This is a genomic window from Pseudomonas gingeri (genome assembly GCF_013385635.1).
In the GTDB taxonomy this organism is placed as follows: Bacteria; Pseudomonadota; Gammaproteobacteria; order Pseudomonadales; family Pseudomonadaceae; genus Aquipseudomonas; species Aquipseudomonas gingeri_A.
This window is the reverse complement of the sequence record NZ_JACAPR010000002.1, coordinates 196042-221827: the sequence shown is the minus strand read 5'-3', so window position 1 is coordinate 221827 and position 25786 is coordinate 196042. Positions and strand designations below refer to the sequence as shown.

Sequence of the window (25786 nt, the reverse complement as noted above, 5' to 3'; positions counted from 1 at the left end):
CGACCTGACAGCCGACATCTTCGTCGCCTGAAACACCGCCATCGCCGGCAAGCCGGCTCCTACAAGGTCTTCGACTCAGCCAGCCATCAGTTGCTGGCGACCTTGTCATCCTTCTTCACGGTCTCCTCCAGCGAGAAACGGCCCAGCGGGTTCTGCTGGAAGTTCTCGATGTTCTTGCGCGAGATGTTGATGTACGGGCTGTAATACAGGTCTATCCAGTTGACATCAGCCTTGGCCATCTTCTGCAGGTCGATGTACATCTGCTTGCGCTTGACCGGATCGCTCTCGACACGTGCAGCCGCCACCAACTCCTTGACCTTCTCGTTTTTATAGCCGGTCATGTAGTTGTTGTTGGTGTCGTGACCGAGGACAAAAGTGGTCTTCTGGTCGGCGTCGAGAATGTCGTTGGTCCAGTACATCACCGACAGGTCATAGGCGCCGTCGATCAGCATCTGCCAGCTCTGTGTCGGGTCGACTTTCTGCAGGTTGGCGGTGACACCGACCTTGGCCAGTTGCTGCTGGACCATCACGGCGATCTGCTCGTCCGCCTCGTTACCGGCGTTGACCACATAGTTCAGCTTGAGGTTCGAAGCCCCGGCGTCGCTCAGCAGTTTTTTGGCTTTCTCCGGATCGTAAGGGCGCTGCAGGTTGTCCGCGTAGTGGTATTGGCCGCCCTTGGGAATGTAGGAATAAGCCACGACACCCTTGCCGAAGGTCACGGTGTCCACCAGCGACTTCTTGTCGATCGCATAGTCCAGGGCCTCGCGCACCTGCGGCTTGGCCAGTTCGCCATGGGCATGGTTGATCAGCAGGTGGTCTTCGCGGGTCGAAGGGTCGAGGTGCACCACCAGGTTCTTGTCTTTCTGCAAGGCGTCGACCCGCGAGAACGGCACGAAGATCGCCGAATCCAGCTCGCCGGCCTGGACCTTGAGCATGCGCGTGTTGTCATCGGGGATGGAGATCCACTCCACGCCATCCAGGCTGACGCTGCCGGCCTGCCAGAAGTCCGGGTTCTTCTCCAGGACCACGCGATCGCCGCGAATCCATTCCTTGACGGTAAAGGCACCCGAGACCACCGGCTTTTCGGCGTAGGCATCCTCGCCCATCTTCTCGATGGCCTTTTGCGACAGCACCGAGGCGGTTGGCGAAGCCAGTTGCGAAACGAACGGTACCGACGGGGTCTTGAGGGTCACCACCAGGGTCTGCGGGTCCTTGGCCTCGGCCTTGTCGATCAGCTTGTAGGAGTCGCTCCACAGCGACGCCTTGTTGTCGCGGATGCGCAACAGGCTGAAAGCCGCATCGCTGGCGGTGATCGCCGAGCCATCGGAGAACTTCGCCGGGCGCAGCTTGAAGGTGTAGGTCAGGCCGTCGGGCGAGGTCGTCCAGCTTTCCGCCAGCCCGGGTTGCAGTTGGGTCCCGGCCTTGTCGACGCGCACCAGGGTGTCGTAGACGTTGGCGAACACCCAGGTATCGCGGTTCTGCGCACTCTTGATCGGGTCGAAGGTGGTGCTGTCTTCCCGGCAACCGATGGTCAGCACGCCCGCGGCTTGCGCCACGCCTGCAGCCAACGAGCAGACGGCCAGGGTGGCCGCGCTCAACAGTTTCAAATGCCTGGATCTCATGCGTATAACTCCCTGTTAATCGATGGTGGGTTTAGGGTTTGCGACAGCGGTTCTTCGAGCACACAGCTGTAGCGCTGGTGCGCGAGGTAATGGGTCGGCGGCGGTGCTTCGGCGCAACCTGGCCGGGCGAGGCGACAGCGCGGATGAAAGGCGCAGCCGCTGGGGGCGTTCAGCGGGCTCGGCGGCTCGCCGGGCAAGGGTTCGGCCGGCAGCCGGCGGTCCGGGTCGATATCCGGGATCGAGTTGATCAATGCCGCCGTGTAGGGATGGCGCGGCGCGCTGAAGACCGCTTCGACGCTGCCTTCTTCGACGATCTGTCCGAGGTACATCACCGCGACCCGGTCACACAGGCGTCGGACGATGGCCAGGTCATGGGCGATGAACAGGATCGACAGGTTCAGGCGCTGGCGCAGTTCCAGCAACAGATTGATGATCTGGCCCTGGATCGACACATCGAGCGCCGCCACGCATTCGTCGGCAACGATGAGCCGCGGCTCCACCGCCAGGGCCCGGGCGATCCCCACCCGCTGGCATTGTCCACCACTGAGGCTGCCCGGCTTGCGCCCGGCCAGTTCCGGCCGCAGCCCGACCAGGGTCAGCAGTTCCTCGACCCGTGCCGGAATCTGCCCGGCGCTCACCTTGCGTTGTACCCGCAACACTTCGGCAAGGGTTTCGCCGATACTCAGGCGTGGATTGAGCGCGGCATAGGGGTCCTGAAAGATCATCGCGGTCTCCCGCCGCAGGCGTTCCAGCTCGATCCCGTGGCCCTGGGCGACATCCACGCCGTCGAACAGGACCTGGCCGGCGGCGATATCGTTGAGCCGCAGGATGGCCCGGCCAAAGCTGCTTTTGCCGCTGCCGGATTCGCCAACCAGTCCCAGGGTTTCCCCCGCCCCCAGGCTCAGGGAGACGCCGTTGACCGCCCTCACCCATTGCCGGGTCATCCCCAGGAAGCCGCTGCCTTGCGCGGCAAAGCGCACTTGCAGGTCCTTGACTTCAAGCAGGCTCATGGCTGACCTCCCAGCGCCAACGGATAATGACAGGCCACCCGCTGTCCGTGCTCGATGGCCCGCAGCTCCGGTAGGGTGTCATGGCAATCGGGCCCCAGGTGCTGGCAGCGCGGATTGAAACGACAGCCCGTCGGCAAGGCGCCGAGCAAGGGCGGTTGGCCACCGATGGTGCGCAACGGCTCCTGCCCTGCACCACCGGCCGGCTGACAGGCCACCAGCCCGGCGGTATAGGGATGACGCGGGCGGGCCAACAGATCGCGCTTGCTGCCGTGCTCGCACAGGCGCCCGGCATACATCACGGCAATCGAATCGCAGGTCTGGGCCACCACGCCCAGGTCATGGGTGATCATGATCAGCGACAGCCCGCGCTGGTCCCGCAGGTCGAGCAGCAGCCGCAGGATTTGCGCCTGTACCGTCACATCGAGGGCGGTGGTCGGCTCGTCGGCGATCAACACCCTGGGCTCGCAGCCCAGGGCCACGGCAATCATCGCCCGCTGGCGCATACCGCCGGAAAATTCGTGGGGATAGTTGTCGACGCGGCGCTGTGGATCGGGAATGCCCACCTGCCGCAGCACCTCGATCGCCTGCGCGCGGGCCTCGCGACGCGAGCACTGCTGGTGCTGGCGGATACCCTCGCCGATCTGCTCGCCGATACGCATCAGCGGATCGAGATGGCTGCCGGGATTCTGGAACACCATGCCGATCTGTCGTCCGCGCATCGCCCGCATGCCGGCCTCGTCCAGCGCCAGCAGGTTGTGCCCGGCCAGGTGCACGCCACTACCTTCGACACGGAGACTGGTGGACGGCAGCAGGCGCATCAGGGCCCGGCAGGCCAGGGTCTTGCCCGAACCGCTTTCGCCGACCAGGCCAAGGATTTCCCCTTGCGCCAGGTCGAAGGACAGGCGATCGACCAGGGTCAGCGGGGTCGGGCCGTTATGGGCCAGCACACTCAGGTCGCGAACTTGCAACACCGGCGAACTCATGTGCGTTCCCCCATGGCTTCGGCGACACCGTCCGCCAGCAGGCTGAAGCCCATGGCCAGGGTGACGATGGCGATGCCCGGAAAGGTGCAGATCCACCAGGCGCTGGTAATCAGGCTTTGCCCCTCGGCGACCATGGTGCCCCATTCCGCCGTCGGCGGTTGCACACCCAGCCCGAGGTAACTGACGGCCGCGCCATTGAGCAGCACCAGCACCGCATCGGACATGGCGAATACCACCGAACTGAATAACGCATTGGGCAGCAGGTGCCGGAACAGGATGCGCCCATGGCCGAAGCCGAGGCTTTTCGCCGCCAGGGAGAAGTCGCTTTCCTTGAGGATGAGGATCTGCGAGCGAATCAGTCGCGCATAGGATACCCAGCCGACCAGGGCCATCGCGATATAGAAGCTGGTCAGCCCGGGGCCGAGAATCGCCATGATCGCCAGCATCAGTACCAGGAACGGAAAGGCCAGGACGATATCGATCAGACGCATGCAGAGGGTATCGAAACGACCGCCGATATACCCGGACAACGCACCGACCACCGTGCCGATCAGGAACGGGAAAATCACCCCGAGTACCGACAATTGCAGGTCGACCCGGGCGCCCCAGATCACCCGCGACAGCACGTCGCGACCAAAGTGATCGGTACCGAACGGATGAGCCGCGCTCGGGGCCAGCAGACGTACATCGGTGTTCTGCAAAATCGGGTCGTAGGGCGCGATCCACGGGGCGAAGAGCGCCAGCACCAGCCAGCCGCCGAGAATCGCCAGGCCGAGATACATCGCCAGCCGACCGTTGCGCAGCCGCAGGCCGAGGGCATCGCGCCGCGCCACCATGGCCCCTGCGCTGCTCATCGGACTTTCACCCGCGGATCGATCGCCACGGTGGCCACGTCGGCGAGGAAGTTCACCGCCACCGTCGCCAGCGCCAGGACCATCGCCACGCCCTGCACCACCATGTAGTCACGACCGAAGATCCCGCGCACCAGCAACTGGCCGATGCCCGGAATGGCGAACAGACTCTCGACCACCACCGTGCTGCTGATCAACCAGCCGATATTTACCGCCAGCAGGTTGACCGTGGGCACCAGGGAGTTGGGCAGCACATGCCGGCGCAGGATCGCCCCATCGGACAAGCCCCGCGCCCGCGCGGCGGTGACATGATCGGCCTGCAACTCCACCAGCATGCTTGCCCGCAGATTGCGAATCAGCACCGAGGACAGGGCCAGGGCAATGGTCAGGCAGGGCAGCGCCAGGTGATGCAGCTTGTCCAGCCAGTCACGTCCGTAGCCGGTCACCGGAAACCAGCCCAACTGCACGCTGAACACCAGGATCAGCATGATCCCCAGCCAGAATGCCGGAACCCCGAGGCCACTGGTGGTGAACACCCGCACCAGGTTATCGACCCAGCCCCCCTTGTGCCGGGCGGCCAGGGTCGCCAGCGGGATCGCGATCAGCAGTGCCAGGACAACGCTCCCCAGGACCAGGATCAGCGTCGGCTCGATACGGGTGGCGATCAGCTTGAGGGTGTCGACCCGGTACTGGATCGATTGCCCCAGGTCGCCTTGCAGCAGGTTCTTGAGGAAATAAAGGTACTGCATCGGCAGCGGCTGATCGAGACCGAACTGGGCGCGAATATTGGCCAGCGCCTCCGGCGTGGTCCGCGACCCCAACAGCGCCCGCGCCGGATCGCCGGGAATCGAGCGGATCAGGACGAAGGTCACCAGACTGATGCCGAACAGCACCGGCAGCAATTGCAGCGGCCGGGTCAGGATAAAGCGATAGCGCTGCAGGTTCATGCAGCGCCCCGATGGCGTTGCAGGAAATCGAGCAGGACCGGGAAGTAGGCCTGGGGCTCCTCGTAGAACGGCATATGGCTGCTGTTGGGGAACACATGCAACTCGACATCCCGCAGCGCACGTTTCATCCGATAGGCACAGGCTGGGGTCAGTTCGTCGTGCTGGCCGGTGGTGATCAGCACCGGCATCGCGAAATCGGCCATCTGCTCGATGCGGTTCCAGTCCTTCAGGTTGCCGACATAGAGGAATTCGTTGGGCCCTTGCATGGCTTCGTACGGCCCCATGTTCCAATCGTCCAGCGAGCGCTTGACCGGCGCCGGCCATTCGTCGAGGCGGCACACATGCCGGTAGTTGAGCAGGGTGATCGCCGCCTGGTACTGCGGGTGATCCAGGGTGCCCATGGCTTCATGGCGCTGCATCATCGCCACGGTTTCGCTGCCCAGGGCGGCACGCAGGCGCTCGAGTTCCTGGGTCAGGTGCGGGATATCGCCGACGGTGTTTTCCAGTACCAGGGTCTTGAGGTGCTGCGGATGATGGATCGCGTACTCGATGGCCAGCCAGCCACCCCAGGAATGCCCGAGCATATGCACCGGGCCCAGCTCCAGGGCCTGGCGTACGTGCTCGACTTCGGCGACATAACGGGTGATATCCCACAATGCCGGGTCGCTGGGGCGGTCGGAGGCACCGGTCCCCAACTGGTCGAACGCCACCACCCGCAAGCCCTTTTCCTTCAGCCAGCCATGGGCATCGCGCAGGTAGTCGCATGGCAGGCCGGGGCCGCCGTTGAGGCACAGCAGCACCTCATCGCCACTGCCGTAGCTATAGACCACTACACTGTGGCCATCGACTTCAAGGGTGTAACGCTGATCCGGTTCCAGTTCGTACCACATGGCCACTCTCCCTGTTGCAGGCTCTTGTAGCCTGTCGGCTTCACCCTAGCGGGGAATTTCCGAGCCCATAAGCTAGCAATTCTTATAGGTTTGGTCTGGCTGTCCCTCGCCACGGCGTGGCATTCTACTTGCTTGATTTCAGGATTGAAATTTATTCAGGAGAGGAAAGGATGCAGGTCAAATTCTCTGAGGTCGATACCCGTCGCTTGTCCGGCAACAACATGGACGAGCTGATGGACAACGCGCTGATCCTGGCGGGCCACCTGGGATTCGACGCCCTGGTGTACGACTACACACCGGTGCCGCTGGACCATGACGGCAGCATGATCACCCCGTCCGTGCTCAAGGTCCGCAACACCCCGTCGGACTGGCACTCGCTCTGGTGCGAGCAGGGTTTCTACCAGATAGACCCCGTGCAGCACCTGGCGTTGAACACCGTTTCGCCCTTTGTCTGGTCCTATCGCCCCAAGGCCGAAACCGCTCTGCAGAAGGTCATCGACCAGCGTCATTCGCCCGTGACCAGCTACCTGCATGACCGGCAGATGACCTGCGGCGTCAGTGTGCCGATCCACCTACCGAAGGGCGGCTTCGCTTCGTTGACGGGGCTGCGCAGTGGCAACGGTAAATACGTCTTAAAAGATGCACGACAAACTCTTACGGATTTCAGCGTCATTTCCCACGCACTACAGGAAGCCGCCTACCCTTTATTCAGCCCGGAAATGCGCGTATATCCGCATATTCGCCTGACCCGGCGTGAACGCGAATGCCTGCAATGGGCGGCCGAGGGCCTGACCGCCAAGGAAATCGCCGAACACCTGCATCGTTCGCTGGCCACCGTGACCCTGCACCTGACGTCCGCCATGCACAAGTTGGGGGCAAAAAACCGCGTACAGGCGGTACTGCGGGCCGTGCATTACCGACTGCTCGACAGCTGATCCGGCAAAAACCTATCAATTCACCTAGTTATGCCAGTGAACAAGTTTCGCTATCGTGCCCTGAATCGTGCATTCAGGGAGTCTGAAGAAATGGAATTCAACGAAATACGCGAAGGTTTTGCGGACTTCGGCCCGTACCAGACCTGGTACCGCGTCACCGGCGACCTGGCCAACGGCCGTACGCCCCTGGTGATCCTCCACGGCGGCCCGGGCTGTACCCATGACTATGTCGACGCCTTCAAGGACATCGCCGCCAGCGGCCACGCGGTGGTGCATTACGACCAGTTGGGCAACGGCAAGTCGACCCACCTGCCCCATCAGGCTCCGTCCTTCTGGACCGTCCAGCTGTTCCTCGACGAACTGGACAACCTGCTCGACCACCTGGGCATCCGCCAGCACTACGTACTGCTGGGCCAATCCTGGGGCGGCATGCTCGCCAGCGAACACGCGGTGCTTCAACCGGCAGGACTCAAGGCCATGATCCTCGCCAATTCGCCCTCGTGCATGCGCACCTGGGTCAGCGAAGCCAATCGCCTGCGCGAGCAACTGCCGGCGAGTGTCCAGCAGGCCCTGCTCAAGCACGAACAGGCCGGCACCTACAACGACCCGGAATACGTCGAGGCGTCACGGGTGTTCTACGACCGCCATGTCTGCCGTATCACCCCCTGGCCGGATGAAGTGGCACGTACCTTTGCCCAGGTCGATGCCGATCCGACCGTCTATCACACCATGAGCGGTCCGACCGAGTTCCACGTCATCGGTTCGCTGAAGGACTGGACCGTCATCGACCGCCTGCATCGGGTCAAGGTACCGACCCTGGTGATCTCCGGACGCCACGATGAAGCGACCGAAGCGGTGGTCCGCCCCTACGTCGAGAAGATCGCCGGCGCACGCTGGGCACTGTTCGAAGATTCCAGCCACATGCCCCACGTCGAAGAGCGCCAGGCGTGCATGGGCACGGTTCTGCAATTTCTCGACGAAAGCCTCTGACCCCCCTCTGACGGCACTGCAAAACCTGTAGGAGCCGGGCAACAATGCGAAACCTGTAGGAGCCGGGCTTGCCCGCGAAGCCTTTAGCGATCTTGAGGCCCCTTTCGCCGGCAAGCCCGGCGCCCGCACATTTGCATTCGCGCATCAGGAACGCTGATTATCCTGCAACACGCAGACCTATAAGGCCGGGTCTTGCTTGTGACCCTGCCGGGTGAGCATTAGATTAGTCAATAATCTCTGGCCTCCAGAATAAGCAGAAGGGATAAGCATGGCGCTTACTGACCAGTCCACCCGTATCCGGGCCGGCGAAGAACTCGATGCCGGCCTGATCGATCCGTACCTCAAGGCGCATATTCCGGGCCTCAGCGGCCTGCCGAGCATCAGCCAGTTCCCCGGCGGTGCCTCGAACCTGACCTACCTGATCCAGTACCCCGAGCAGGAGTTCGTCCTGCGACGACCGCCGTTCGGCCACAAGGCCAAGTCGGCCCACGACATGGGGCGTGAATTCCGCATCCTCAACCAGCTCAAGGACGGCTTCCCATACTGTCCGAAAGCCTATGCCCATTGCACCGACGAAAGCGTGATCGGCGCCGAGTTCTATGTGATGGAACGGGTCAAGGGCATCATCCTGCGCTCCGACCTGCCGCCGGAGCTGGGCCTTGATGCCGCCCAGACCGAGACCCTGTGCAAGAGTTTTATCGATCGCCTGGTCGAGCTACACCGCGTCGACTACAACGCCTGCGGCCTGGCCGACCTGGGCAAACCCGAAGGTTATGTCGCACGACAGATCCGCGGCTGGAGCGAGCGTTATGAAAAAGCCCTGACCCCGGACGCGCCGAGCTGGGAAACGGTCAAGGCCTGGCTGAACGACAAGATGCCCGCCGACCATCCGACCTCGAGCATCGTCCATAACGACTATCGTTTCGACAACGTCATCCTCGACCCGCAGAACCCGATGCAGATCATCGGCGTGCTCGACTGGGAACTGACCACCCTCGGCAACCCGCTGATGGACCTGGGCAATACCCTCGCCTACTGGATCGAGGCCGGCGACCCCGCGCCGGTGCAACTGATGCGCCGCCAGCCCAGCCATGCGCCGGGCATGCTCAACCGCCGCCAGTTCGTCGACTACTACGCCGAGCGCTCGGGCCTGTCGATCGACAACTTCGACTTCTACTACACCTACGGCCTGTTCCGCCTGGCCGGCATCGTGCAGCAGATCTACTACCGTTTCTTCCACGGCCAGACCCAGGACAAACGCTTTGCGCAGTTCATTCACATGAACAAGCTGCTGGAGCAGATGAGCCTGCAAGTCATTCATAAATCCAGCCTCTGACCGCGACTACAACAAGGGAAAAACCATGTCCAAGACTCAGTTGTTCGACCTCGACGGCAAGATTGCCTTTGTCTCCGGCGCCAGCCGCGGCATCGGTGAAGCCATCGCCCGGTTGCTGGCCCAGCAAGGTGCCCATGTGATTGTCTCGAGCCGCAAGCTTGACGGCTGCCAGCACGTCGCCGACGCGATTATCGCCGACGGCGGCAAAGCCACCGCCATCGCCTGCCATATCGGCGAAATGGAACAGATCACCCAGGTCTTCGCCGCCATCCGCGAACAGTTCGGACGCCTGGATATCCTGGTCAACAATGCCGCCACCAACCCGCAGTTCTGCAATGTGCTGGACACCGACCTCAGCGCTTTCCAGAAGACCGTCGACGTGAATATCCGCGGTTATTTCTTCATGTCGGTGGAAGCCGGCAAGCTGATGCGTGACAACGGCGGCGGCAGCATCATCAACGTGGCGTCGATCAACGGCATTTCCCCCGGTGTGTTCCAGGGCATCTATTCGGTGACCAAGGCCGCGGTGATCAACATGACCAAGGTCTTCGCCAAGGAATGCGCGCAGTTCGGCATCCGTTGCAACGCCCTGTTGCCGGGCCTGACCGACACCAAGTTCGCCTCGGCCCTGGTCAAGAACGACGCGATCCTCAAGACCGCACTGCAACAGATCCCGCTCAAGCGTGTGGCTGATCCGAGCGAGATGGCCGGTGCCGTGCTGTACCTGGCCAGCGATGCATCGAGCTACACCACCGGCGTTTCGCTGAACGTCGACGGTGGTTTCCTGTCCTGAGATCGTCACGCTGGAATCGAGGCAGCCTGCGGGCTGCCTTTTTTATGGGCGTCGTGAGGTTTCTATGAGGTTAAAATGAGGCTTTACTGTTTGAATCGAGCGATTTTGTATTCCATAAATAGCCCTCCAGATAACAACCATAAAAGGGCTTGGCGATGCGCGAACTTGGCATAGGACTGATCGGCACCGGATTCATGGGGCGCGCCCACGCGCTGGCTTTTCGCAATGTCAGCGCGGCCTTCGAACTGCCGCTGCGCTTGCGCCTGAGCAGCCTCGCCGACGCCGATGCCCAGCGCGCCGCGTCCTGCGCCAGGGCCTGGGGTTTCGAGCAAGGTCACGGCGATTGGCAGCGCCTGATCGACGACCCCGACGTGCAACTGGTCGCGATCACCACGCCCAACCACCTGCACTTCCCCATGGCCATGGCCGCGCTGGCCGCGGGCAAGCCGGTATATTGCGAAAAACCTCTGGCGGTCAGCCTCGAGCAAGCCAGCCAGATGCATCAGGCCGCCCGCGATGCCGGCGTGGTCACGCGGGTGGGCTACAACTACCAGCACAACCCGATGATCGTCCTCGCGCGGGAGATGATTCGCAACGGCGAGCTGGGTGAGATCATCAGCCTCCAGGGTGAATTCAGCGAAGACTTCATGGCCGATCCGGCCTCGCCCTGGTCCTGGCGCTGCGATCCGCAGCACGCCGGCGGTGCCCTGGCCGATCTCGGCAGCCATCTGCTGGCACTGTCACGTTATCTGCTGGGGGATATCACCACTGTCTGTGCCGACAGCCAGACCGTCCATACCCGGCGCCCGGCCAGTGCCGACAGCGACGAACAGCGCCAGATCGCCGTCGATGACCAGGCCCATGCCTTACTGCGCTTCGCCAACGGCGCCCGTGGCACCTTCAGCAGCAGTTGGCTCAAGCACGGCTACAAGAATCACCTGAGTGTGGAGATCAGCGGCACCCGTGGCACTCTGGCATTCGATCAGGAACGCCTGAACGAATTGCGCCTGTGCCGTGCCGGCCAGGGCGGTTTCCAGCGCTTGCTGGCCGGCCCGAACCTGCCGGGGTATGCCGCGTTCAGTCCGGCGGCCGGGCACCAGTTGGGCTACAACGAGCTGAAGACCCTGGAAATCCATGCCCTGATCCAGGCGCTGGCCGGGCAAGGCCAGGAAGGCCCCGACTTCGAAGAGGCCTGGCAGGTCGAAAGGCTGGCTGCGGCAATTCGTCTCGCCGCCCGCGAAAGGCGCTGGGTGAATATCGACGAGTTATAGGACGCGCTCATTGCCTGAGTGCTTTATTGCTGCGTCCTGTTCAATGTGTTCGCCTGCAGCATCGGTCACGGCCATCTATGCCGAGTTCGCCCACGTGTCCCCGGCGTATTACCTGGGGACGCCACGGACCTTCGAACTGGCGGTGCAGACGCGCTTCTGAGTCACGCGGTGCCAGCCTGCCCTACAGGCTGGCACTGACCTTGTCGGCTACGTCCCTGGGCACCCATGCCTGCCAGACCTGCGGATGCTCCTTGAGAAATGCCCGGGCCACCTGGGCCGGCGGTTGACGCTCGTCAGCCATCTTCGCCAGCGCCTGGTTCAGGAGATCGATGGGCAGGTCGACCTTGGCAAAGAAGGCCACCACTTGCGGGTGCTGTGCCTTGAACGGCGCCGACACACCGATACTCAGCTTCGACGCCAGGGAGCGGGTCGGCTGGGGATTGGGATTATCGGCATCGGTCAGGGTCTTCCAGGCCTCGGCGTCAAACGCCGGCTCCTGCAACTGCACCAGCTTGAACTTGCCCAGCAGCGGTGTCGGTGACCAGTAATAGAACAGAATCGGCTTGCCACGGCGAATCGACGAGGTGATCTCGGCATCCAGTGCCGCACCGGAACCGCTGCGAAAGTTCACGTAGCTGTCGCTCAGGCCATAGGCCTTGAGCTTCTGCTTGTTGACGATCTCGGAGGTCCAACCGATCGGACTGTTGAGAAACCGCCCCTTGTCAGGCGACTCGGGGTCCTGGAACACGTCCTTGTAGCGCTTGAGGTCTTCGACGCTGCGCAGGTCCGGCGCCAGTGGCTTGATGCCTCGCGCGGGGTCGCCCTTGATCACATACTCCGGCACCCACCAGCCTTCGGTGGCGCCCTTGACGGTGTCGCCCACCGCCACGACCTCTCCCGCCGCCTCGGCCTTGACCCAGACCGGGCTGCGACCGGCCCACTCCTCGCCGATCACCTGGATATCGTTTTTTGCCAGGGCGGTTTCCAACGTCACGGTGGTGCCCGGCAGCGTATCCGTCGGCAAGCCGTAGCCTTTCTCGACGATGTAACGCAGCAACTCGGTAATCAGGCTGCCGCTTTCCCAGTTCAAGTCGGCGAAATGGATCGGCGGGGGCGCTGCCTGGGCCGACAGCGGCGCGATAGTGACGCAGAATACGGCCAGGGCGCCGGCCAGCCGCGCGCGAAATCCTTTCATGGGTCTACCTCTGTCGCTGGATACCTTTCGACGGAGAGCCGAAAGTCTCTGAATAATCAGTCAACAGACTTTAGTAGAGGTTCCAGGCCAGGCGAGTGCCGATTTATTCCATGTCCCGCATCTGAAGTTTCTGCAACTCCTGTCAGCCCCTACTGACACTCTTGACTTACTCGCTGGCCTTGAAGGTCAACTCGCCCTTGCGCCACTTCGCGGCCTTCTTGGTCACGTCCTTTAGAGTCTTGGTCAGGCCTTCCTGCAACTGCTCGTGGGCGGCGAAGACCATCACCACTGCGTGCCCTTCCTTGAACAGGATGGCATGCCCCAGTTCCGTGGTGACATAGGCATAGTCACCCAGGCCATAGACCGTCAGCTTGATTTCACGAAACTTTATATCGAACTTGCCACCTTCGCGGCTGGGCAATACTGCCGCCCGGAAGTGATCGCCGACTTTCAGTTCAAGACGCTGCTTGTCATCGACCACCAATGCGCTTTCGGTGTCGATTTCGGCAATATAGATGCCTTCGGCGGTTTGTTCGGTGATGTAGATAAAACGTGATTGGAACTGCTTGACCAGTTTGGCCCGCAGATCGCCCAGTACAAACAACGCATGCATATCGAGATTGCTGACTGCCAACGAAAAACCCTCAAACCCAAAAATGAAGCCGCCCGCCATGGACCGGGCAGCTCAAGACATTCGGCGACTGCCGACAGTGACTCACTGGAAACCCTGATGACTGCAAATCGGCCTCGCGCAGGCCCCTCGGGGGAACACAGGAAGACTAAAGGATCCAAAACCCCGTGACTTCTGCGAACAATCACCAGAGCGTGAAGGAAAACACCGTGTATCACTGACTCAAGGAAGTGAGACAGGGAAGTTACGGGGAACCCCTTCCTGAAAAAGCGTAGTTTCCGATGCGCAAGTTGAAAAAACGCCCCGAATGAAACAGATGTCGGGGCACTGGCCGATTCTAGAACACGTCGGCCCGCCGCGGCTAATCAAACCACCACCATTGGGTATCAGACAAGACAAAAAGTACTGATCGGTGTCTGGTTTGCCCCTTATCCACACAAGCTCCGGGAGAAATCTCCAGCCTTGCCAGCCCTTCACGGTTTGGCCTGTCGATGAAAGCCCGCCCCGTGGCAACAACTGCCATACTGCGCGCACAACAGGAACGACTTCCGTTCGCGCGTAGACAACGTACGTTTTTAGCAGCAGAACCACCTCCAAGGGAAGGCCATACGTGACGGAATTTGATATCGGCGAGTTTTTCATCCGGGGCGAAGCCAGAGAGATCGAAGGCGAGTTCCAGGCAGTGATTGTCATGCGGGCCAAGCCACCACTGACCACCCTCACCCACCATCAGGTCGAGAAGGATCGCTGGTTCAAGACTTCCGAACTGGCCGCCAGCGCCGCCAGGGAAGCGGCCAAGGCCTTGAAAGCCGCCGTCGATGGCGGTGCATTGAACAACTGAGGGCTGCGCGGGTGGGCGACGACTCAAGGATAAGGTAACGGCGCCGATACACTGGCAAGAATTCATTCAAGGCCATCGACCATGATCAACCTGAATTCACTCTCGGTGCCAATGCCCTCGCTGACCAACCGAAGTGATGAGACCGATGCTTCGGATACGCCCCTTTCCATTCGCTCTCTGCTGGGTGAGGATCCGGACACCGACTCCAGCCCATCGTTGGTTGGCCAGAGCATGGCCGGCAACGAACTGGCGGCGAAGAATCGCATCAAGCAGCTCAAGAAACAGCTGGAGCAATTGCAGCAGAAATTGCGCATGGCCAATGCCCGCCTGGCCGCGATCAAGAATGGTCGTTATCGTACCGAAGCGGCACGCAATGCGGCCGCTATCCCGGCCCGTGCCGAGGTCATGGCCCTCAACAGCGCCTTGAGCAGCACCAGCACCGCCCTGTTCATGGCGGAAAAAATCCTTTCGGGGATGGTCAACATTACCGTCTGAAGCCCACTCAGGACAGCGACTCGAGCACGTAAAGCCGGTGCTCGGATCAGGCCTGGGCGCGGCCCTCAGCGCCTGCGTGCCGCCTGGGGTGCGTTTTCCGGCTTGTAGCCCAGGCGCAGGCCGCCCCAGTGCCGCCCCTTGACCATGATCGGCACTGACAGGTCATGCATCAGTTCGCCAGTATCGCGAGTATAGGTCTGCAACAGCACCGGTTGCTGGTGGCTGCCACAACGAATGCCGGTGCGATCATCAAACTTGCGCTTGGTCCGGTTCTGCAGGGTGTCTTTCGCCACATCGCCGGTCAGGGGCTGGGAAAAGGCCTGGTTGTGGGTCGGAACATAGCCCTGGGGCGTGCAGGCGATAGCAAATACCAGGCCCTCGTGACGACTCAACAGCGGCTCCTGGATCGCCGGCAGGACCTGGTCGGTATAACGGTCGAAGCGTGTCTGGAACTTCGCCGGCGAGGTATTGGCAATCGCCTGGTAGTTGCGGTCGAACAGGTCGTCGAGGCTGACCCGGTTTTGTTCGATATCCGCCTCGAAGCGCGCGGCGATCTGCCCGGCACCCTCACGGGCAAGGTCATAGACTCGCTGGTGATAGTCGTCCAGACCGACTTCGGCGAGGCGCTCGCTGATGGTTTCCGCCTGCCCCTCCATCTGCACGGCGGCTTCGGCCAGGCTGCGGGTCTGCTGGTCGCTCACCGCCAGGTCGCTGCGCATCTGCTCCACCGCGGTAAACAGGCTGCCCAGTTGCTCGCGGTTGTTATGTGCACCACGGGCGATTTCGCTGACCTGGCTTTCGACACCGGCAGCCAGGCGGGCAATATTTTCCAGATGCCGGCCGGTATGTTCGACCTGCTCGACGCCGCCGTCGAGGTCCGTGGACAGTTGCCGGATCTGCTGCACCACCTGGGCGGTGCGTTGCTGGATATCGGCAACCATCACGCCAACCTCGTCGGTGGCTGTCGCGGTACGCCCGGCCAAGCCACGGACCTCATCGGCGACCACGGCAAAGCCGCGCCCGTGCTCTCCGGCGCGCGCAGCCTCGATGGCGGCATTGAGTGCCAGCAGGTTGGTCTGGCTGGCGATCGCCTGGATCACCAGGGTCACCCGCTGGATTTCCTCGCTGCGCAGGCTCAGGGCCTCGATCAGCTCCCGGCTGGCGTTGGCACGCTGGCTGAGCTGGTGCATGCGGGAGATCGACTCCGACAGCACGGCATGCCCTTCGGCGCTGCTCTGGCGGGCTTCACTGGCGGAACCGAGTGCTTGCTGGCTGAGCAGTGAAGTGGCTTGTTCGGTGTCGATCATCACTTCGGCACTGCTGACGATCTGCGCCGCGGCGCCGAGTTGCGACTGCAGCTTGCCGGCCAGTTGCCTGACCGAAAAGGCTACGCCGGCGGCGGACAAGGCGTTATGGCTGGTCGCGTAGGACAGGTCACGGGTCAGCTCGCCCAAGGCGCTGTTATCAGGAGCGGCGGCGACCGATGTCCGGCTTGAACGGAACCGGGGCAGCCAGACCAGCAGCAGCGCCAGGGGCAGGCAGACCGCCAGGGACCAACTGGCATAGGCCATGGCCGCCAGCAGCAATGTCAGTCCGACACTTTGTATCAGCGGTACCCACCAACGCGAAGGGGACTTCGACTGCACTTCCGATTGCGCCGGGACCCCGGACAGAATTCCTTCTCCAGACATGTGCGTTACCCACTTTCAGCTTCTAGTTGTTTTCCTGCATTAAACGCCACTACAAGGCCATTAGCCATGGTCCGTTAGTTGTAATCGGCAAGGGGAGTGAGAAGGCTGAGAGTGACGCGGGGGATATCAGGAGAGTCGATCGTTCGATCGTTCCCACGCTCCTGCGTGGGAATGCCTCACTGGACGCTCTGCGTCCGCTTTGTGACGCGGAGCGCCACGGGCTGCATTCCTTTGCTGCGCGTGGGAACGATCGATCGACAAGGGCCGGATCAGGCCTGGCGCTGGTGCTTGTCGATCTGCTCGTGACGCTCTTGAGCTTCGATGCAGTATTTGGTGGTCGGGCTGATCAACAGGCGCTTGAGGCCGATCGCATCGCCACTGTCGTCACACCAGCCGAAGGAGTCTTCGCGAATGCGATCCAGGGCCTGTTCCAGTTGCGGCAGCATGCGCTGGTCGCGGTCAATCGCATTCACCAACCAGGTGCGCTCTTCTTCAACGGACGCGGCGTCGGCCGGGTCTGCCGGGGTATCGAGGCTTTCGATGGCAATACGGTTCTGCTCGATACGCTCGTGGGTTTCGACTTTCATTGCCTGCAGCAGCTCGGTGAAGAAAGCCAGTTGCTCGGCGTTCATGTAGTCGTCCGCCGGCATGGCCAGCAACTTTTCCTTTGTCATTGATTTCTCTATAGAAAATACGTGCATTAAGGCGAATTAGGGAGCGTCCTGGGCACCTGAGGGGATGCACAGAAAGGCGCCGTCCATTCCAAGCGCCACCCGGCACTCAATTTACGAGGGGCGGCAGTCTAAGGCCGAGTTATCGAGTCAGCAACTGAAATGACAGCATAATCGTCCGATAGCCCCGGGCAAGCGCCCTGGCGCCCTTCCCATGGACGCGTATCGGAGTGTGTTTATAACAAGAAATTCCGTTCCGTGCCCGCATTCAGGGGACAAACGGCAAAACCGGAGGGAATGGGACCGTCCGCAAGGACACCGTAACCTGGGACGACCGGCTCCGCAACGCCATGTGGGAGGGGGCTTGCCCCCGAAGCTTTCGGAGGCCTCTCGGGCCCCTTCGTGGGCAAGCCCACTCCCTCAACCTCTCCTTGAGGACTCAGCGCTTGAGCTTGCGTTTGTTGCGGTACTGGTCGATCACCACCGCGATCACGATGATCAGGCCCTTGATGATGTCCTGGATATAGGCATCGACGCCGACAAAGGTAAAACCGCTGGCCATGACCCCGAGGATCAGTGCACCGATCACCGTGCCGGTAATGCGCCCCACCCCGCCGGCCAGGCTGGTACCGCCGATAACCGCCGCCGCAATCGCGTCCAGCTCATAGGACATGCCCATCCCCGCCTGCCCGGTTGCCGCCCGGGCCGAGGCCACCACGCCGGCCAGCCCGGCGAGCAACCCGGCAATACTGTAGACGATCACCAGGTGACGCTTGACGTTGATCCCCGACGTGCGGGCCGCCTGCATGTTGCCGCCGATGGCGTAGGTGTACTTGCCGTATTTGGTATAGCGCAGGGCGATATGGAAGATCACCGCCACCACCAGGAAGATGATCACCGGCATCGCCCCGTGGCCGATGGCCGTGTAGGAGTCCGAGAGCATGCTCACCGGTTGCCCTTCGGTGTAGTAGCGGGCCAGGCCGCGGGCCGAAACCATCATGCCGAGGGTGGCGATAAAGGGCGGAATCCCGGTCACGGCGATGATGCTGCCGTTGATCGCCCCCGCCAGCAGCCCGACACCCAGCCCGGCCACCACCGGTATCCACACTGGCAGGTCGGTCAGCGAAGGAAATACCGCCCGGGAAAAATCCGAGGTCTGCGCCAGGCTGGCGGCAATCATCGCCGACAACGCCAGCACCGAGCCGGACGACAGGTCGATCCCGGTGGTAATGATGACCTGGGTCACGCCGATGGCCAGCAGGCCGATCACCGAGACCTGCAGGATCATCAGCACCAGGCGCTGGGAGTTCATCAGGAAGCTCTGGTCACGGACGATCCAGCCGAACAGCTCGAAGACCAGGCCGATGCCGATCAGCACCAGGAAGATACTCAGTTCGGTCGGTAACCGTCGCCGGTGCTTGATCGGTGCCAGGGCGGGCTTGTTGTCCGCCGGTTTGTTTTCCAGGACTGCACTCATGACCGCTTATCCTCTCTTGCCACCGGCAGGCCCCGGTACGCGGCGCCCGCCTTGATATAGTCAGTGAATCGCCGAGATACCCGACGCCAGTTGCATCACGCGCTCCGACGTGGCCTCGCTGCGATCCAGGGTGCCCATCAGGTCGCCTTCGTGCATGACCATCACCCGGTCGCTCATGCCCAGCACTTCCGGCAGTTCCGAAGAAATCATGATCACCGCCATGCCCTCGCTGGCGAGGTAGGCGATCAGGCGATAGATCTCGGCCTTGGCCCCGACGTCGATGCCACGGGTCGGCTCGTCGAGGATCAGCACCCTCGGGTTGGTCATCAGCCAGCGCGCGAGCAAGGCCTTCTGCTGGTTGCCGCCGGACAGGGTATCGATGCACTGTTCCAGGGACGGGGTTTTGACCCGCAGCTTCTTGCACATGTCCTCGCACAGCGCGCGCAGGGCCTTCTGCTGGATAAAGCCGTTGCCGACATAATGCGGCAGTACCGCCATTTCCATGTTTTCCAGCACCGACAGGCAAGGAAACAGGCCGCTGAGCTTGCGATCCTCGGTCAACAGTGCAAAGCCCTTCTCGATCGCCAGGTGCGGATCGCTGACCCGCAGCGGCTTGCCGTCCAGGCGGATCTCGCCGCCGCTGGCCGGGGTGATGCCGAACAGGGTTTGCGCGACATTGGTCCGTCCCGAGCCCATGAGGCCGGCGATCCCGAGGATTTCCCCGGCATGCAGGTCGAACGATACGCCCTGGAAGACTCCATCCAGGCGCAGGTCCCGCACCGACAGCAACAAGTCGCCGACGGGCTTCTCGCGCACCGGGAACAACTGGTTCAACTCGCGTCCGACCATCATCGAGATCAGGCTGTCGCCGTCCATGCTGTCGGCCCGTTGCAGGCCGATGTACTGGCCGTCGCGAAATACCGCGACTTCATCGGCGATGCTGAAGACTTCGTTCATCTTGTGGGTGATATAGACGATGCCCTTACCCTGGGACTTGAGGTCGGCGATGATCGAGAACAGGTGCGCGACCTCCTTCTCGGTGATGGCCGAGGTGGGCTCGTCCATGATCAGTACATCCGAATCGTAGGACACCGCCTTGGCGATCTCGACCATCTGCCGTTCGGCGATGCTCAGGTTGCCCACCAGTTCTTCCGGATCGAGGTTGATTCGCAGGCGTTCGAGCAGGCGCGCGGTGCACCGATGCATTTCTCGATGATCAACCATGTGGAAGCCGTTGAGCTGTTCGCGACCGATCCAGATGTTCTCGGCGATGCTCATGTGCGGCATCAGGTTGAGTTCCTGGTGGATCATCGCGATCCCCGACTGCAACGCCGCCAGGGGCGTGTCGAAGGTCACCGGCTTGCCGCGCAGGCGCAATTCGCCGGCGTCCGGCTGGTAGATGCCGGCGATGATCTTCATCAGGGTCGACTTGCCGGCACCGTTCTCACCCATCAGCGCCAGGACCGAACCGGGGCGAACCCGCAGTTGTACATTGGACAGGGCAATCACACCGGGAAAGCCCTTGCTGACGTTGACCACTTCCAGCAGGTAGGGCGCGTCGGCAGCCGTTGCGTCGACGGTGGACGCAGGGGATGCCTGTGGTGTGGACGCAGCAGTCGCGCTAGCGAGCATGGTCGGGTACTCCTCGGCTCGGGGTGGGCAAGGCGCCATCGGCACCCTGCCGGCTTATTGTTGTTATGGACGCCAAGCTTATTTGAAGTCCTTGACGTTTTGCGGGGTGATCAACTTGTACGGCACCCAGACCGCGGCTTCCACCGGTTGCTTCTTGATCATCTTCACCGCGGTGTCGATAGAGCCATCGGCCTGACCCTTGGCATCCTGGAACACCGAGACGGTCATATCGCCTTTCTCCACGGCCCGCAAGCCATCCGGCGTGCCATCGACCCCGGCGATCAGCACGCTGCCCTTTTTCACCCCCGCCTGATTCAGCGCCATGGACGCGCCGATGGCCATTTCATCGTTGTTGGCAACCACCGCATCGAATTTGCGGCCCTGGGTCAGCCAGTCATTGGTCAGGGTCATGCCCTTGTCGCGCAACCAGGTACCGGTCTGCTCCTGGTCGATCTTGATGTTCGGGTACTTGGCCAGGACTTCCTTGACGCCCTTGGTACGGTTGGTCGTGGAGTTGTTGGCCAGGTCGCCGAGCAGGATCACGATATCGCCCTTGCCGCCCAGCTTGTCGGCGAGGTACTGCATCTGCATCTGACCGGCTTCCAGGTCGTTGGAAGCGACGGTGACCACACCCTTGGGCAGGTTCAGGTCATCGGGGCGGCGGTTGACGTAGACCAACGGGATACCGGCCTTGACCGCGGCTTCGGTGATTTTCTTCGTGGCCGCGGTATCCACCGGGTTGACGACGATGGCGTCGACCTTCTGGCTGATAAAGCTTTCCACCTGGCTCAACTGCTTGACCACGTCGCTGCGGGCGTCTTCGAACTGCAGCTTGACGCCGTCGGGCATCGACTTGGCCTTCTTGTCCATGTTCTCGCGCAGGTAGGTCAACCAGGTGTCGTCGAACTGCGACATGCTGACGCCGATCTTCAGGTCGGCCATGGCCGCGCCGCTGGCGAACATCAGGGGCAGTGACAGCGAGAGCGCCAGCGAAGCGAAACGGATCTTGGTGTTCATGAATATTCTGTCTCCACAATTCTTGTTGGTTTTATGGGCGAAGCCTTTCAGAGCACTGCATCATTTCGGAGCATGATTTCAGAACAGGGTCAGGAGGCCGTCGGCAGGCGCACGATCGGCGCACCACCGATGCAGCAGACCACGGCGCCCTTGCGTTCAACGCACAGCAGCTTGAAGATCGAGAGAATCAAAACGGGAATGCGGGCGCGAGGCAGGTCGCGTTGCGGGTGTGGCGAGGCAGGTGAAACACGAAGCGCGGGAGTGAAGGTTTTCATCGACGGCACCTGTTGTTTTTGTTGGTCCGCCCGCGATCCATTCCAGAAGCTGAATCGTCGCGCAACGGTAAGTCGGCAACCTGGAAATGACTTTATTGGAAAATAATTTCCATATCAACAGATTTTAGAATTATTTATTCTGCCGAAATCGAAACCGTTAAACAGGCGGGCGGAGCCCAAGATCACAAGCCAGCGCGGTGATAGGGAAATGAGGGATTGTCTGGAAATGGGTGGGTGGTGTTGAGGGCCCCTTCGCGGGCAAGCCCGGCTCCTGCAGGATCGCAGGAGCTCTGGCTGTTGATCTACCCCCGCAAAGCCCGGCGCAACACCTTGCCCACGGTAGTCTTGGGCAGTTCCTCGACGCGGAACTCGACGATCCTCGGCACCTTGTACGCCGTCAGATACTCCCGGCAATGCGCCAGCAACTGCATCTCGGTCAGTCCCGGATCCTTGCGCACGACAAAGATCTTCACCCGCTCCCCGGTCACCTGGTCCGGCACCCCGATGGCCGCCACTTCCGCCACGCCGGGATGCAAAGCCACCACATCCTCGATCTCATTCGGGTAGACGTTGAAACCGGACACCAGGATCATGTCCTTCTTGCGATCCACCAGGCGGATGAAGCCCTGTTCGTTCATCACGCCGATATCCCCGGTCGACAACCAGCCGGCGGCGTCCAGCACCTTGGCAGTTTCTTCCGGGCGCTGCCAGTAGCCTTTCATCACCTGCGGCCCACGCACCTGCAACTCGCCCTCCTCGCCGATGGCCGCCAGCGAACCATCCTCGCGGGCAAACCGCACCCAGGTCGACGGCAACGGCACCCCAATGGTCCCGCTGAAATCGCCCTCGCGCATGCGCTTGATATCGATAGGACTGATACTCACCACCGGCGAGCATTCCGTCAGTCCGTAACCCTCGATGATCGGTACCCCGGTCACTTCCTTCCAGCGCCGCGCCACCGCCGTATGGGTCGCCATCCCGCCGGCAATCGCCAGCTTCAGGTCGGAGAAGTCCCGACCACGGAACGCCTCGTTCTCCAGCAGCCCGTTGAACAGGGTGTTGACCCCGACAATCCCGCTGAACTTCTCCTTGCGCAGGATCATCTGCACCCGTTTCACATCCCGCGGATTGGCGATGAGGATATTGCGTCCGCCCAAGCACATGAACATCAGGCAGTTCACCGTCAGCGACAACACGTGATACAGCGGCAACAGGGTGACATTGGTTTCCTGCTGGCTCTCGTCCAACTGGTCGCCGACCCAGGCCTTGGCCTGCATCAGGTTGGCGAGGATATTGCGATGGGTCAGCATCGCGCCCTTGGCATCGCCCGTGGTACCGCCGGTGTATTGCAGGAAGGCGATATCGTCGTGGACCAGGGCGACGTCCCTGGCCTTCAGGTTCCTCGCCTGTTTCATCATCGTCGGGAAGCGGATCGAGCCCGGCAGGCTGAAGCGCGGCACCTGCTTCTGCACATGGCGCAGGACGAAATTCAGCGCCGCGCCCTTGAGTGTCCCCACCAGGTCGCCGATCGCCGCCACCACGATGTTCTTCAGCGCGCTGCCCGGCATGGCCTGTTCCAGGGTATGGGCAAAGTTCTCGAAGATGACCACGGTCTCGGCACCGCTGTCCTTGAGCAGGTGCTTGAGTTCATGGGCGGTGTACAGCGGGTTGACGTTGACCACCACCGCGCCGACCAGCAGGGTGCCGAACAGGCAGATCGGGTATTGCAGGCAGTTGGGCATCATCAGCGCCACGCGGTCGCCCTTCTGCACACCCCGCGATTGCAGCCAGCCGGCAAAGGCAAAGACCTGTCGCTCCCACTCGTCATAGCCCATTTCGGTGCCGATACTGACGTAGGCCACCCGTTGGCGGTACTTCTCCACGTGTTCGAGAAACACCTCGCGCAGCGACGGGTAGCGGTCGATCTCGGCCTCGACATCCGCCGGCACGCCGGGATGGTAGGCGCTCAACCAGACACGTTCGATGGCAGGCAGGTTCGCGACACTCATGGCAGTCTCTCCTTGTTGTTGTTTTATTTTTCGACAATGGCGGTCACGCCCAACCCGCCGGCGGCACACACGGAAATCAGCCCGCGGCCCCCGCCCTTTTCGGCGATGGCCTTGGCCAGGCTGGCCAGCAGCCGTGCGCCAGTGGCGGCGAATGGATGCCCGCAACCCAGCGAGCCGCCATTGACATTGAGCCTGTTGCGCTCGATGGCCCCCAGCGGCGCGTCCAACCCGAGGCGCTCGCGGCAATAGTCCGGGTCTTCCCAGGCCTTGAGCGTGCACAGCACCTGCGCGGCAAAGGCCTCGTGGATTTCATAGAAATCGAAGTCCTGCAGGCCCAGACCTTCGCGAGCCAGCATCCTGGGCACGGCGTAGGCCGGCGCCATCAGCAGTCCTTCGCTGCCATCGACAAAATTCACCGCCGCCGTTTCACCGGTGCGCAGATAGGCCAGCACCGGCAGATTGTGCGCCGCCGCCCATTCCTCGCTGGCCAGCAGCACCACCGAGGCGCCATCGGTCAATGGCGTCGAGTTGCCGGCGGTCAGGGTGCCATTGCGCCGGTCATACGCCGGCCCCAGCCCCGCCAGTTTTTCCAGGCTGGCATCGGCCCGCAGGTTGTTGTCGCGCCGGAGTCCGCGATAGGGAGTGATGAGGTCGTCGAAAAAACCGCGCTGGTAGGCCGCATGCAACAACTGGTGACTGTTGAGGGCCAGTTCATCCTGGGCCAGACGCCTGATCTGCCAGCGCTTGGCCATTTCCTCGCAGTGCTCGCCCATGGACAAGCCCGTGCGCGGTTCGCCATTGCGTGGCAGCAGCGGCTTGAACAACATGGAAGGACGCACGCCGAGCAGGCTGCGCAGCTTGCCCGCGACGCCCTTGTGGCGATTGGCCTCGAGGAGGATCCGACGTAGCGATTCGTTGATCCCGATGGGCGCGTCCGAGGTGGTGTCGGCGCCCCCGGCGATCCCCACTTCGATCTGCCCCAGGGCAATCTTGTTGGCCACCAGCAGTGCCGCTTCGAGGCCGGTGCCACAGGCCTGCTGGATGTCATAGGCAGGCGTCTGCGGCGACAAGGTGGTGGACAGCAAGGTCTCGCGGGCCAGGTTGAAGTCGCGTGAATGCTTGATCACCGCACCGGCGGCGAACTCCCCCAGGCGCTGGTCATGCAGGCCATAGCGGTCCACCAGGCCCTGCAGGGCGGCCACCAGCAGGTCCTGGTTGCTGTCATGGGCGTAGACCGTATTGGAGCGGGCGAAGGGAATGCGGTTTCCGCCGAGAATGGCCACCCGGCGTACCGGGGCCGGATTGAAGCTGTACTCACTCATGAACAGGTTCCTTCGGTTCGAGCGCCGTGGATCAGCACGCCGCGCATATGCGGCTTGTCCCCCGCCGCCGTGCGCACTTCGAATGTGTGGCGGGCACCCGCGGCTGGCGCCTGCCACAGGGTCGCACTGCCGGGCAGGAAAATCGGCAGCTTGAACTCGCAATCGAGCTCCGCCGCCGCCAGTGCGTAGGGTGGCTGCTGTGCCGCCAGGGCCCGGCCCAGGGTCCACATGCCATGGGCAATCGGTCGTTTGAAACCGAACAGGCGCGCCCCCGGCCAGGACGTATGGATCGGGTTGTGATCCCCCGAGACCCGCGCGAACCGCCGCCCCAGGTCGGCCGGCAGGGACCAGCGCTGGGTCCGCAGCAGTGTCGTCCCGGGCAGTTCCAGCGCGCCCTGCCAGGGCTCGCCGAGCGGCGCGGCAACGCCACGGCGCAAATACAGGCTCTCGCTCTCCCAGACCAGGCCGCCGCCATGGGCCTGGGTCACGATCGACAGCGCCTGGCCCCTGGGATGCGCCATCCAACGCTCACAGTGCACCTGCAGACGCAAGGCCTGGCCCGCCTCCAGCCGCCGGTACTGACGGATCCGGTTGGCCAGGTGCACCATGCCGCTGGCCGGCCAGGGAAAGGTCGGACTGGTCAGCAGCAACAAGTGCAAGGGGAACGCCAGAGTATGCACGAACGACAGCGGCACCCCGTGCTCACGGCGAAAGCCGCAGGCCCGGGCATAGCGCTCGATGTCCGTCGTCCGCAGTTCCACCACCGGGCGCACCAGCCGCTCTGCCGGCAGGTGTGGCAGCGCCTCGGCCCTGGGCTTGCGCAAGCTGCGCAGAGCGCTCCACAGCAAGCGGGCAGTGGACGGCAGCGGATCGATGATGCGAATAGTCGAATCGGTGTTCAT

At 62.4% G+C, this 25786-nt stretch carries 24 protein-coding genes; 7 read left to right on the top strand and 17 right to left on the bottom strand.

Annotation, left to right across the window (positions count from 1 at the left end):
- Positions 1–86 precede the first annotated feature (86 nt).
- The 6 genes from HX851_RS02375 to HX851_RS02350 are packed head-to-tail and all read right to left on the bottom strand — an operon-like array spanning position 87 to position 6303.
- Entirely contained in the window at positions 87–1622 is a 1536-nt protein-coding gene (locus tag HX851_RS02375) for an ABC transporter substrate-binding protein (RefSeq protein WP_177064836.1), read from the bottom strand.
- Positions 1619–2632, bottom strand: a complete 1014-nt coding sequence (locus tag HX851_RS02370; protein WP_177064834.1) for an ABC transporter ATP-binding protein — start codon at positions 2630–2632, stop codon at positions 1619–1621. Before HX851_RS02370 ends, HX851_RS02375 begins: the two co-directional genes overlap by 4 nt.
- On the bottom strand, positions 2629–3615 hold the full coding sequence (locus tag HX851_RS02365; RefSeq protein ID WP_177064832.1) for an ABC transporter ATP-binding protein: 987 nt from the start codon (positions 3613–3615) through the stop codon (positions 2629–2631). The genes HX851_RS02370 and HX851_RS02365 overlap by 4 nt, the downstream gene beginning before the upstream one ends.
- The gene (locus tag HX851_RS02360; protein ID WP_177064830.1) at positions 3612–4469 is read right to left on the bottom strand and encodes an ABC transporter permease; all 858 of its coding nucleotides are present in this window, start codon (positions 4467–4469) and stop codon (positions 3612–3614) included. The genes HX851_RS02365 and HX851_RS02360 overlap by 4 nt, the downstream gene beginning before the upstream one ends.
- Positions 4466–5413 carry an ABC transporter permease gene (locus tag HX851_RS02355; RefSeq protein ID WP_177064829.1) on the bottom strand — a complete coding sequence of 316 codons (948 nt, stop codon included), beginning with the start codon at positions 5411–5413 and terminating at the stop codon, positions 4466–4468. The genes HX851_RS02360 and HX851_RS02355 overlap by 4 nt, the downstream gene beginning before the upstream one ends.
- Complete coding sequence (locus tag HX851_RS02350) at positions 5410–6303, bottom strand: proline iminopeptidase-family hydrolase (RefSeq protein ID WP_177056996.1); 894 nt, start codon at positions 6301–6303, stop codon at positions 5410–5412. Before HX851_RS02350 ends, HX851_RS02355 begins: the two co-directional genes overlap by 4 nt.
- A gap of 170 nt (positions 6304–6473) precedes the next feature.
- On the opposite strand from HX851_RS02350, the gene HX851_RS02345 reads away from it, so the two are divergent.
- The 5 genes from HX851_RS02345 to HX851_RS02325 all read left to right on the top strand — a co-directional run bounded on the left by HX851_RS02345 (position 6474) and on the right by HX851_RS02325 (position 11628).
- Positions 6474–7238, top strand: a complete 765-nt coding sequence (locus HX851_RS02345) for a LuxR family transcriptional regulator (RefSeq protein ID WP_177056997.1) — start codon at positions 6474–6476, stop codon at positions 7236–7238.
- Positions 7239–7328: 90 nt separating this feature from the next.
- Complete coding sequence (locus tag HX851_RS02340) at positions 7329–8228, top strand: proline iminopeptidase-family hydrolase (protein ID WP_177056998.1); 900 nt, start codon at positions 7329–7331, stop codon at positions 8226–8228.
- Between the two features lie 268 nt (positions 8229–8496).
- Complete coding sequence (locus HX851_RS02335; RefSeq protein WP_177056999.1) at positions 8497–9564, top strand: phosphotransferase family protein; 1068 nt, start codon at positions 8497–8499, stop codon at positions 9562–9564.
- Positions 9565–9589: 25 nt separating this feature from the next.
- Entirely contained in the window at positions 9590–10357 is a 768-nt protein-coding gene (locus HX851_RS02330; RefSeq protein WP_177057000.1) for an SDR family oxidoreductase, read from the top strand.
- A 155-nt stretch (positions 10358–10512) separates the two neighbouring features.
- Positions 10513–11628, top strand: a complete 1116-nt coding sequence (locus HX851_RS02325) for a Gfo/Idh/MocA family protein (protein ID WP_177064827.1) — start codon at positions 10513–10515, stop codon at positions 11626–11628.
- A 181-nt stretch (positions 11629–11809) separates the two neighbouring features.
- Here HX851_RS02325 and HX851_RS02320 read toward each other — a convergent pair whose 3' ends face one another.
- Both HX851_RS02320 and HX851_RS02315 read right to left on the bottom strand, forming a co-directional pair.
- Positions 11810–12823 (bottom strand): ABC transporter substrate-binding protein, encoded by a 1014-nt coding sequence (locus HX851_RS02320; protein ID WP_177057002.1) that lies wholly within the window; start codon positions 12821–12823, stop codon positions 11810–11812.
- A gap of 166 nt (positions 12824–12989) precedes the next feature.
- Positions 12990–13457 carry a hypothetical protein gene (locus HX851_RS02315; protein WP_177057003.1) on the bottom strand — a complete coding sequence of 156 codons (468 nt, stop codon included), beginning with the start codon at positions 13455–13457 and terminating at the stop codon, positions 12990–12992.
- Between the two features lie 607 nt (positions 13458–14064).
- Between HX851_RS02315 and HX851_RS02310 the strand changes: the two genes are divergently transcribed.
- Positions 14065–14295, top strand: a complete 231-nt coding sequence (locus HX851_RS02310; protein WP_177057004.1) for a hypothetical protein — start codon at positions 14065–14067, stop codon at positions 14293–14295.
- 81 nt (positions 14296–14376) lie between these two features.
- Positions 14377–14790, top strand: coding sequence for a hypothetical protein (locus HX851_RS02305; protein WP_177057005.1), 414 nt, complete (start codon positions 14377–14379; stop codon positions 14788–14790).
- A gap of 65 nt (positions 14791–14855) precedes the next feature.
- On the opposite strand, the gene HX851_RS02300 is transcribed toward HX851_RS02305, so the two are convergent.
- From HX851_RS02300 to HX851_RS02260, 9 genes are all read right to left on the bottom strand, one after another.
- Positions 14856–16097, bottom strand: coding sequence for a methyl-accepting chemotaxis protein (locus tag HX851_RS02300; protein WP_439899212.1), 1242 nt, complete (start codon positions 16095–16097; stop codon positions 14856–14858).
- 653 nt (positions 16098–16750) lie between these two features.
- Complete coding sequence (locus tag HX851_RS02295) at positions 16751–17155, bottom strand: TraR/DksA family transcriptional regulator (protein WP_177057007.1); 405 nt, start codon at positions 17153–17155, stop codon at positions 16751–16753.
- A gap of 436 nt (positions 17156–17591) precedes the next feature.
- The gene (locus tag HX851_RS02290; RefSeq protein WP_017127302.1) at positions 17592–18629 is read right to left on the bottom strand and encodes an ABC transporter permease; all 1038 of its coding nucleotides are present in this window, start codon (positions 18627–18629) and stop codon (positions 17592–17594) included.
- Between the two features lie 60 nt (positions 18630–18689).
- Positions 18690–20261, bottom strand: coding sequence for a sugar ABC transporter ATP-binding protein (locus HX851_RS02285; protein WP_177064825.1), 1572 nt, complete (start codon positions 20259–20261; stop codon positions 18690–18692).
- Between the two features lie 78 nt (positions 20262–20339).
- The gene (locus HX851_RS02280; RefSeq protein WP_177057009.1) at positions 20340–21278 is read right to left on the bottom strand and encodes a sugar ABC transporter substrate-binding protein; all 939 of its coding nucleotides are present in this window, start codon (positions 21276–21278) and stop codon (positions 20340–20342) included.
- An 89-nt stretch (positions 21279–21367) separates the two neighbouring features.
- Positions 21368–21553, bottom strand: a complete 186-nt coding sequence (locus HX851_RS02275) for a hypothetical protein (RefSeq protein WP_177057010.1) — start codon at positions 21551–21553, stop codon at positions 21368–21370.
- Between the two features lie 302 nt (positions 21554–21855).
- Positions 21856–23562 carry an AMP-binding protein gene (locus HX851_RS02270; RefSeq protein WP_177057011.1) on the bottom strand — a complete coding sequence of 569 codons (1707 nt, stop codon included), beginning with the start codon at positions 23560–23562 and terminating at the stop codon, positions 21856–21858.
- Between the two features lie 23 nt (positions 23563–23585).
- Positions 23586–24884, bottom strand: a complete 1299-nt coding sequence (locus HX851_RS02265) for an acetyl-CoA C-acetyltransferase (RefSeq protein ID WP_177064824.1) — start codon at positions 24882–24884, stop codon at positions 23586–23588.
- On the bottom strand, positions 24881–25786 hold the full coding sequence (locus HX851_RS02260; RefSeq protein WP_177057013.1) for a MaoC family dehydratase: 906 nt from the start codon (positions 25784–25786) through the stop codon (positions 24881–24883). Before HX851_RS02260 ends, HX851_RS02265 begins: the two co-directional genes overlap by 4 nt.

Coding starts and splice junctions, on each gene's coding strand:
- HX851_RS02375 (WP_177064836.1), bottom strand. CDS start 1,622: ATGAGATCCAGGCATTTGAAACTGTTGAGCGCGGCCACCCTGGCCGTC.
- HX851_RS02370 (WP_177064834.1), bottom strand. CDS start 2,632: ATGAGCCTGCTTGAAGTCAAGGACCTGCAAGTGCGCTTTGCCGCGCAA.
- HX851_RS02365 (WP_177064832.1), bottom strand. CDS start 3,615: ATGAGTTCGCCGGTGTTGCAAGTTCGCGACCTGAGTGTGCTGGCCCAT.
- HX851_RS02360 (WP_177064830.1), bottom strand. CDS start 4,469: ATGAGCAGCGCAGGGGCCATGGTGGCGCGGCGCGATGCCCTCGGCCTG.
- HX851_RS02355 (WP_177064829.1), bottom strand. CDS start 5,413: ATGAACCTGCAGCGCTATCGCTTTATCCTGACCCGGCCGCTGCAATTG.
- HX851_RS02350 (WP_177056996.1), bottom strand. CDS start 6,303: ATGTGGTACGAACTGGAACCGGATCAGCGTTACACCCTTGAAGTCGAT.
- HX851_RS02345 (WP_177056997.1), top strand. CDS start 6,474: ATGCAGGTCAAATTCTCTGAGGTCGATACCCGTCGCTTGTCCGGCAAC.
- HX851_RS02340 (WP_177056998.1), top strand. CDS start 7,329: ATGGAATTCAACGAAATACGCGAAGGTTTTGCGGACTTCGGCCCGTAC.
- HX851_RS02335 (WP_177056999.1), top strand. CDS start 8,497: ATGGCGCTTACTGACCAGTCCACCCGTATCCGGGCCGGCGAAGAACTC.
- HX851_RS02330 (WP_177057000.1), top strand. CDS start 9,590: ATGTCCAAGACTCAGTTGTTCGACCTCGACGGCAAGATTGCCTTTGTC.
- HX851_RS02325 (WP_177064827.1), top strand. CDS start 10,513: ATGCGCGAACTTGGCATAGGACTGATCGGCACCGGATTCATGGGGCGC.
- HX851_RS02320 (WP_177057002.1), bottom strand. CDS start 12,823: ATGAAAGGATTTCGCGCGCGGCTGGCCGGCGCCCTGGCCGTATTCTGC.
- HX851_RS02305 (WP_177057005.1), top strand. CDS start 14,377: ATGATCAACCTGAATTCACTCTCGGTGCCAATGCCCTCGCTGACCAAC.
- HX851_RS02300 (WP_439899212.1), bottom strand. CDS start 16,097: ATGATCGACACCGAACAAGCCACTTCACTGCTCAGCCAGCAAGCACTC.
- HX851_RS02295 (WP_177057007.1), bottom strand. CDS start 17,155: ATGACAAAGGAAAAGTTGCTGGCCATGCCGGCGGACGACTACATGAAC.
- HX851_RS02290 (WP_017127302.1), bottom strand. CDS start 18,629: ATGAGTGCAGTCCTGGAAAACAAACCGGCGGACAACAAGCCCGCCCTG.
- HX851_RS02285 (WP_177064825.1), bottom strand. CDS start 20,261: ATGCTCGCTAGCGCGACTGCTGCGTCCACACCACAGGCATCCCCTGCG.
- HX851_RS02280 (WP_177057009.1), bottom strand. CDS start 21,278: ATGAACACCAAGATCCGTTTCGCTTCGCTGGCGCTCTCGCTGTCACTG.
- HX851_RS02275 (WP_177057010.1), bottom strand. CDS start 21,553: ATGAAAACCTTCACTCCCGCGCTTCGTGTTTCACCTGCCTCGCCACAC.
- HX851_RS02270 (WP_177057011.1), bottom strand. CDS start 23,562: ATGAGTGTCGCGAACCTGCCTGCCATCGAACGTGTCTGGTTGAGCGCC.
- HX851_RS02265 (WP_177064824.1), bottom strand. CDS start 24,884: ATGAGTGAGTACAGCTTCAATCCGGCCCCGGTACGCCGGGTGGCCATT.
- HX851_RS02260 (WP_177057013.1), bottom strand. CDS start 25,786: ATGAACACCGATTCGACTATTCGCATCATCGATCCGCTGCCGTCCACT.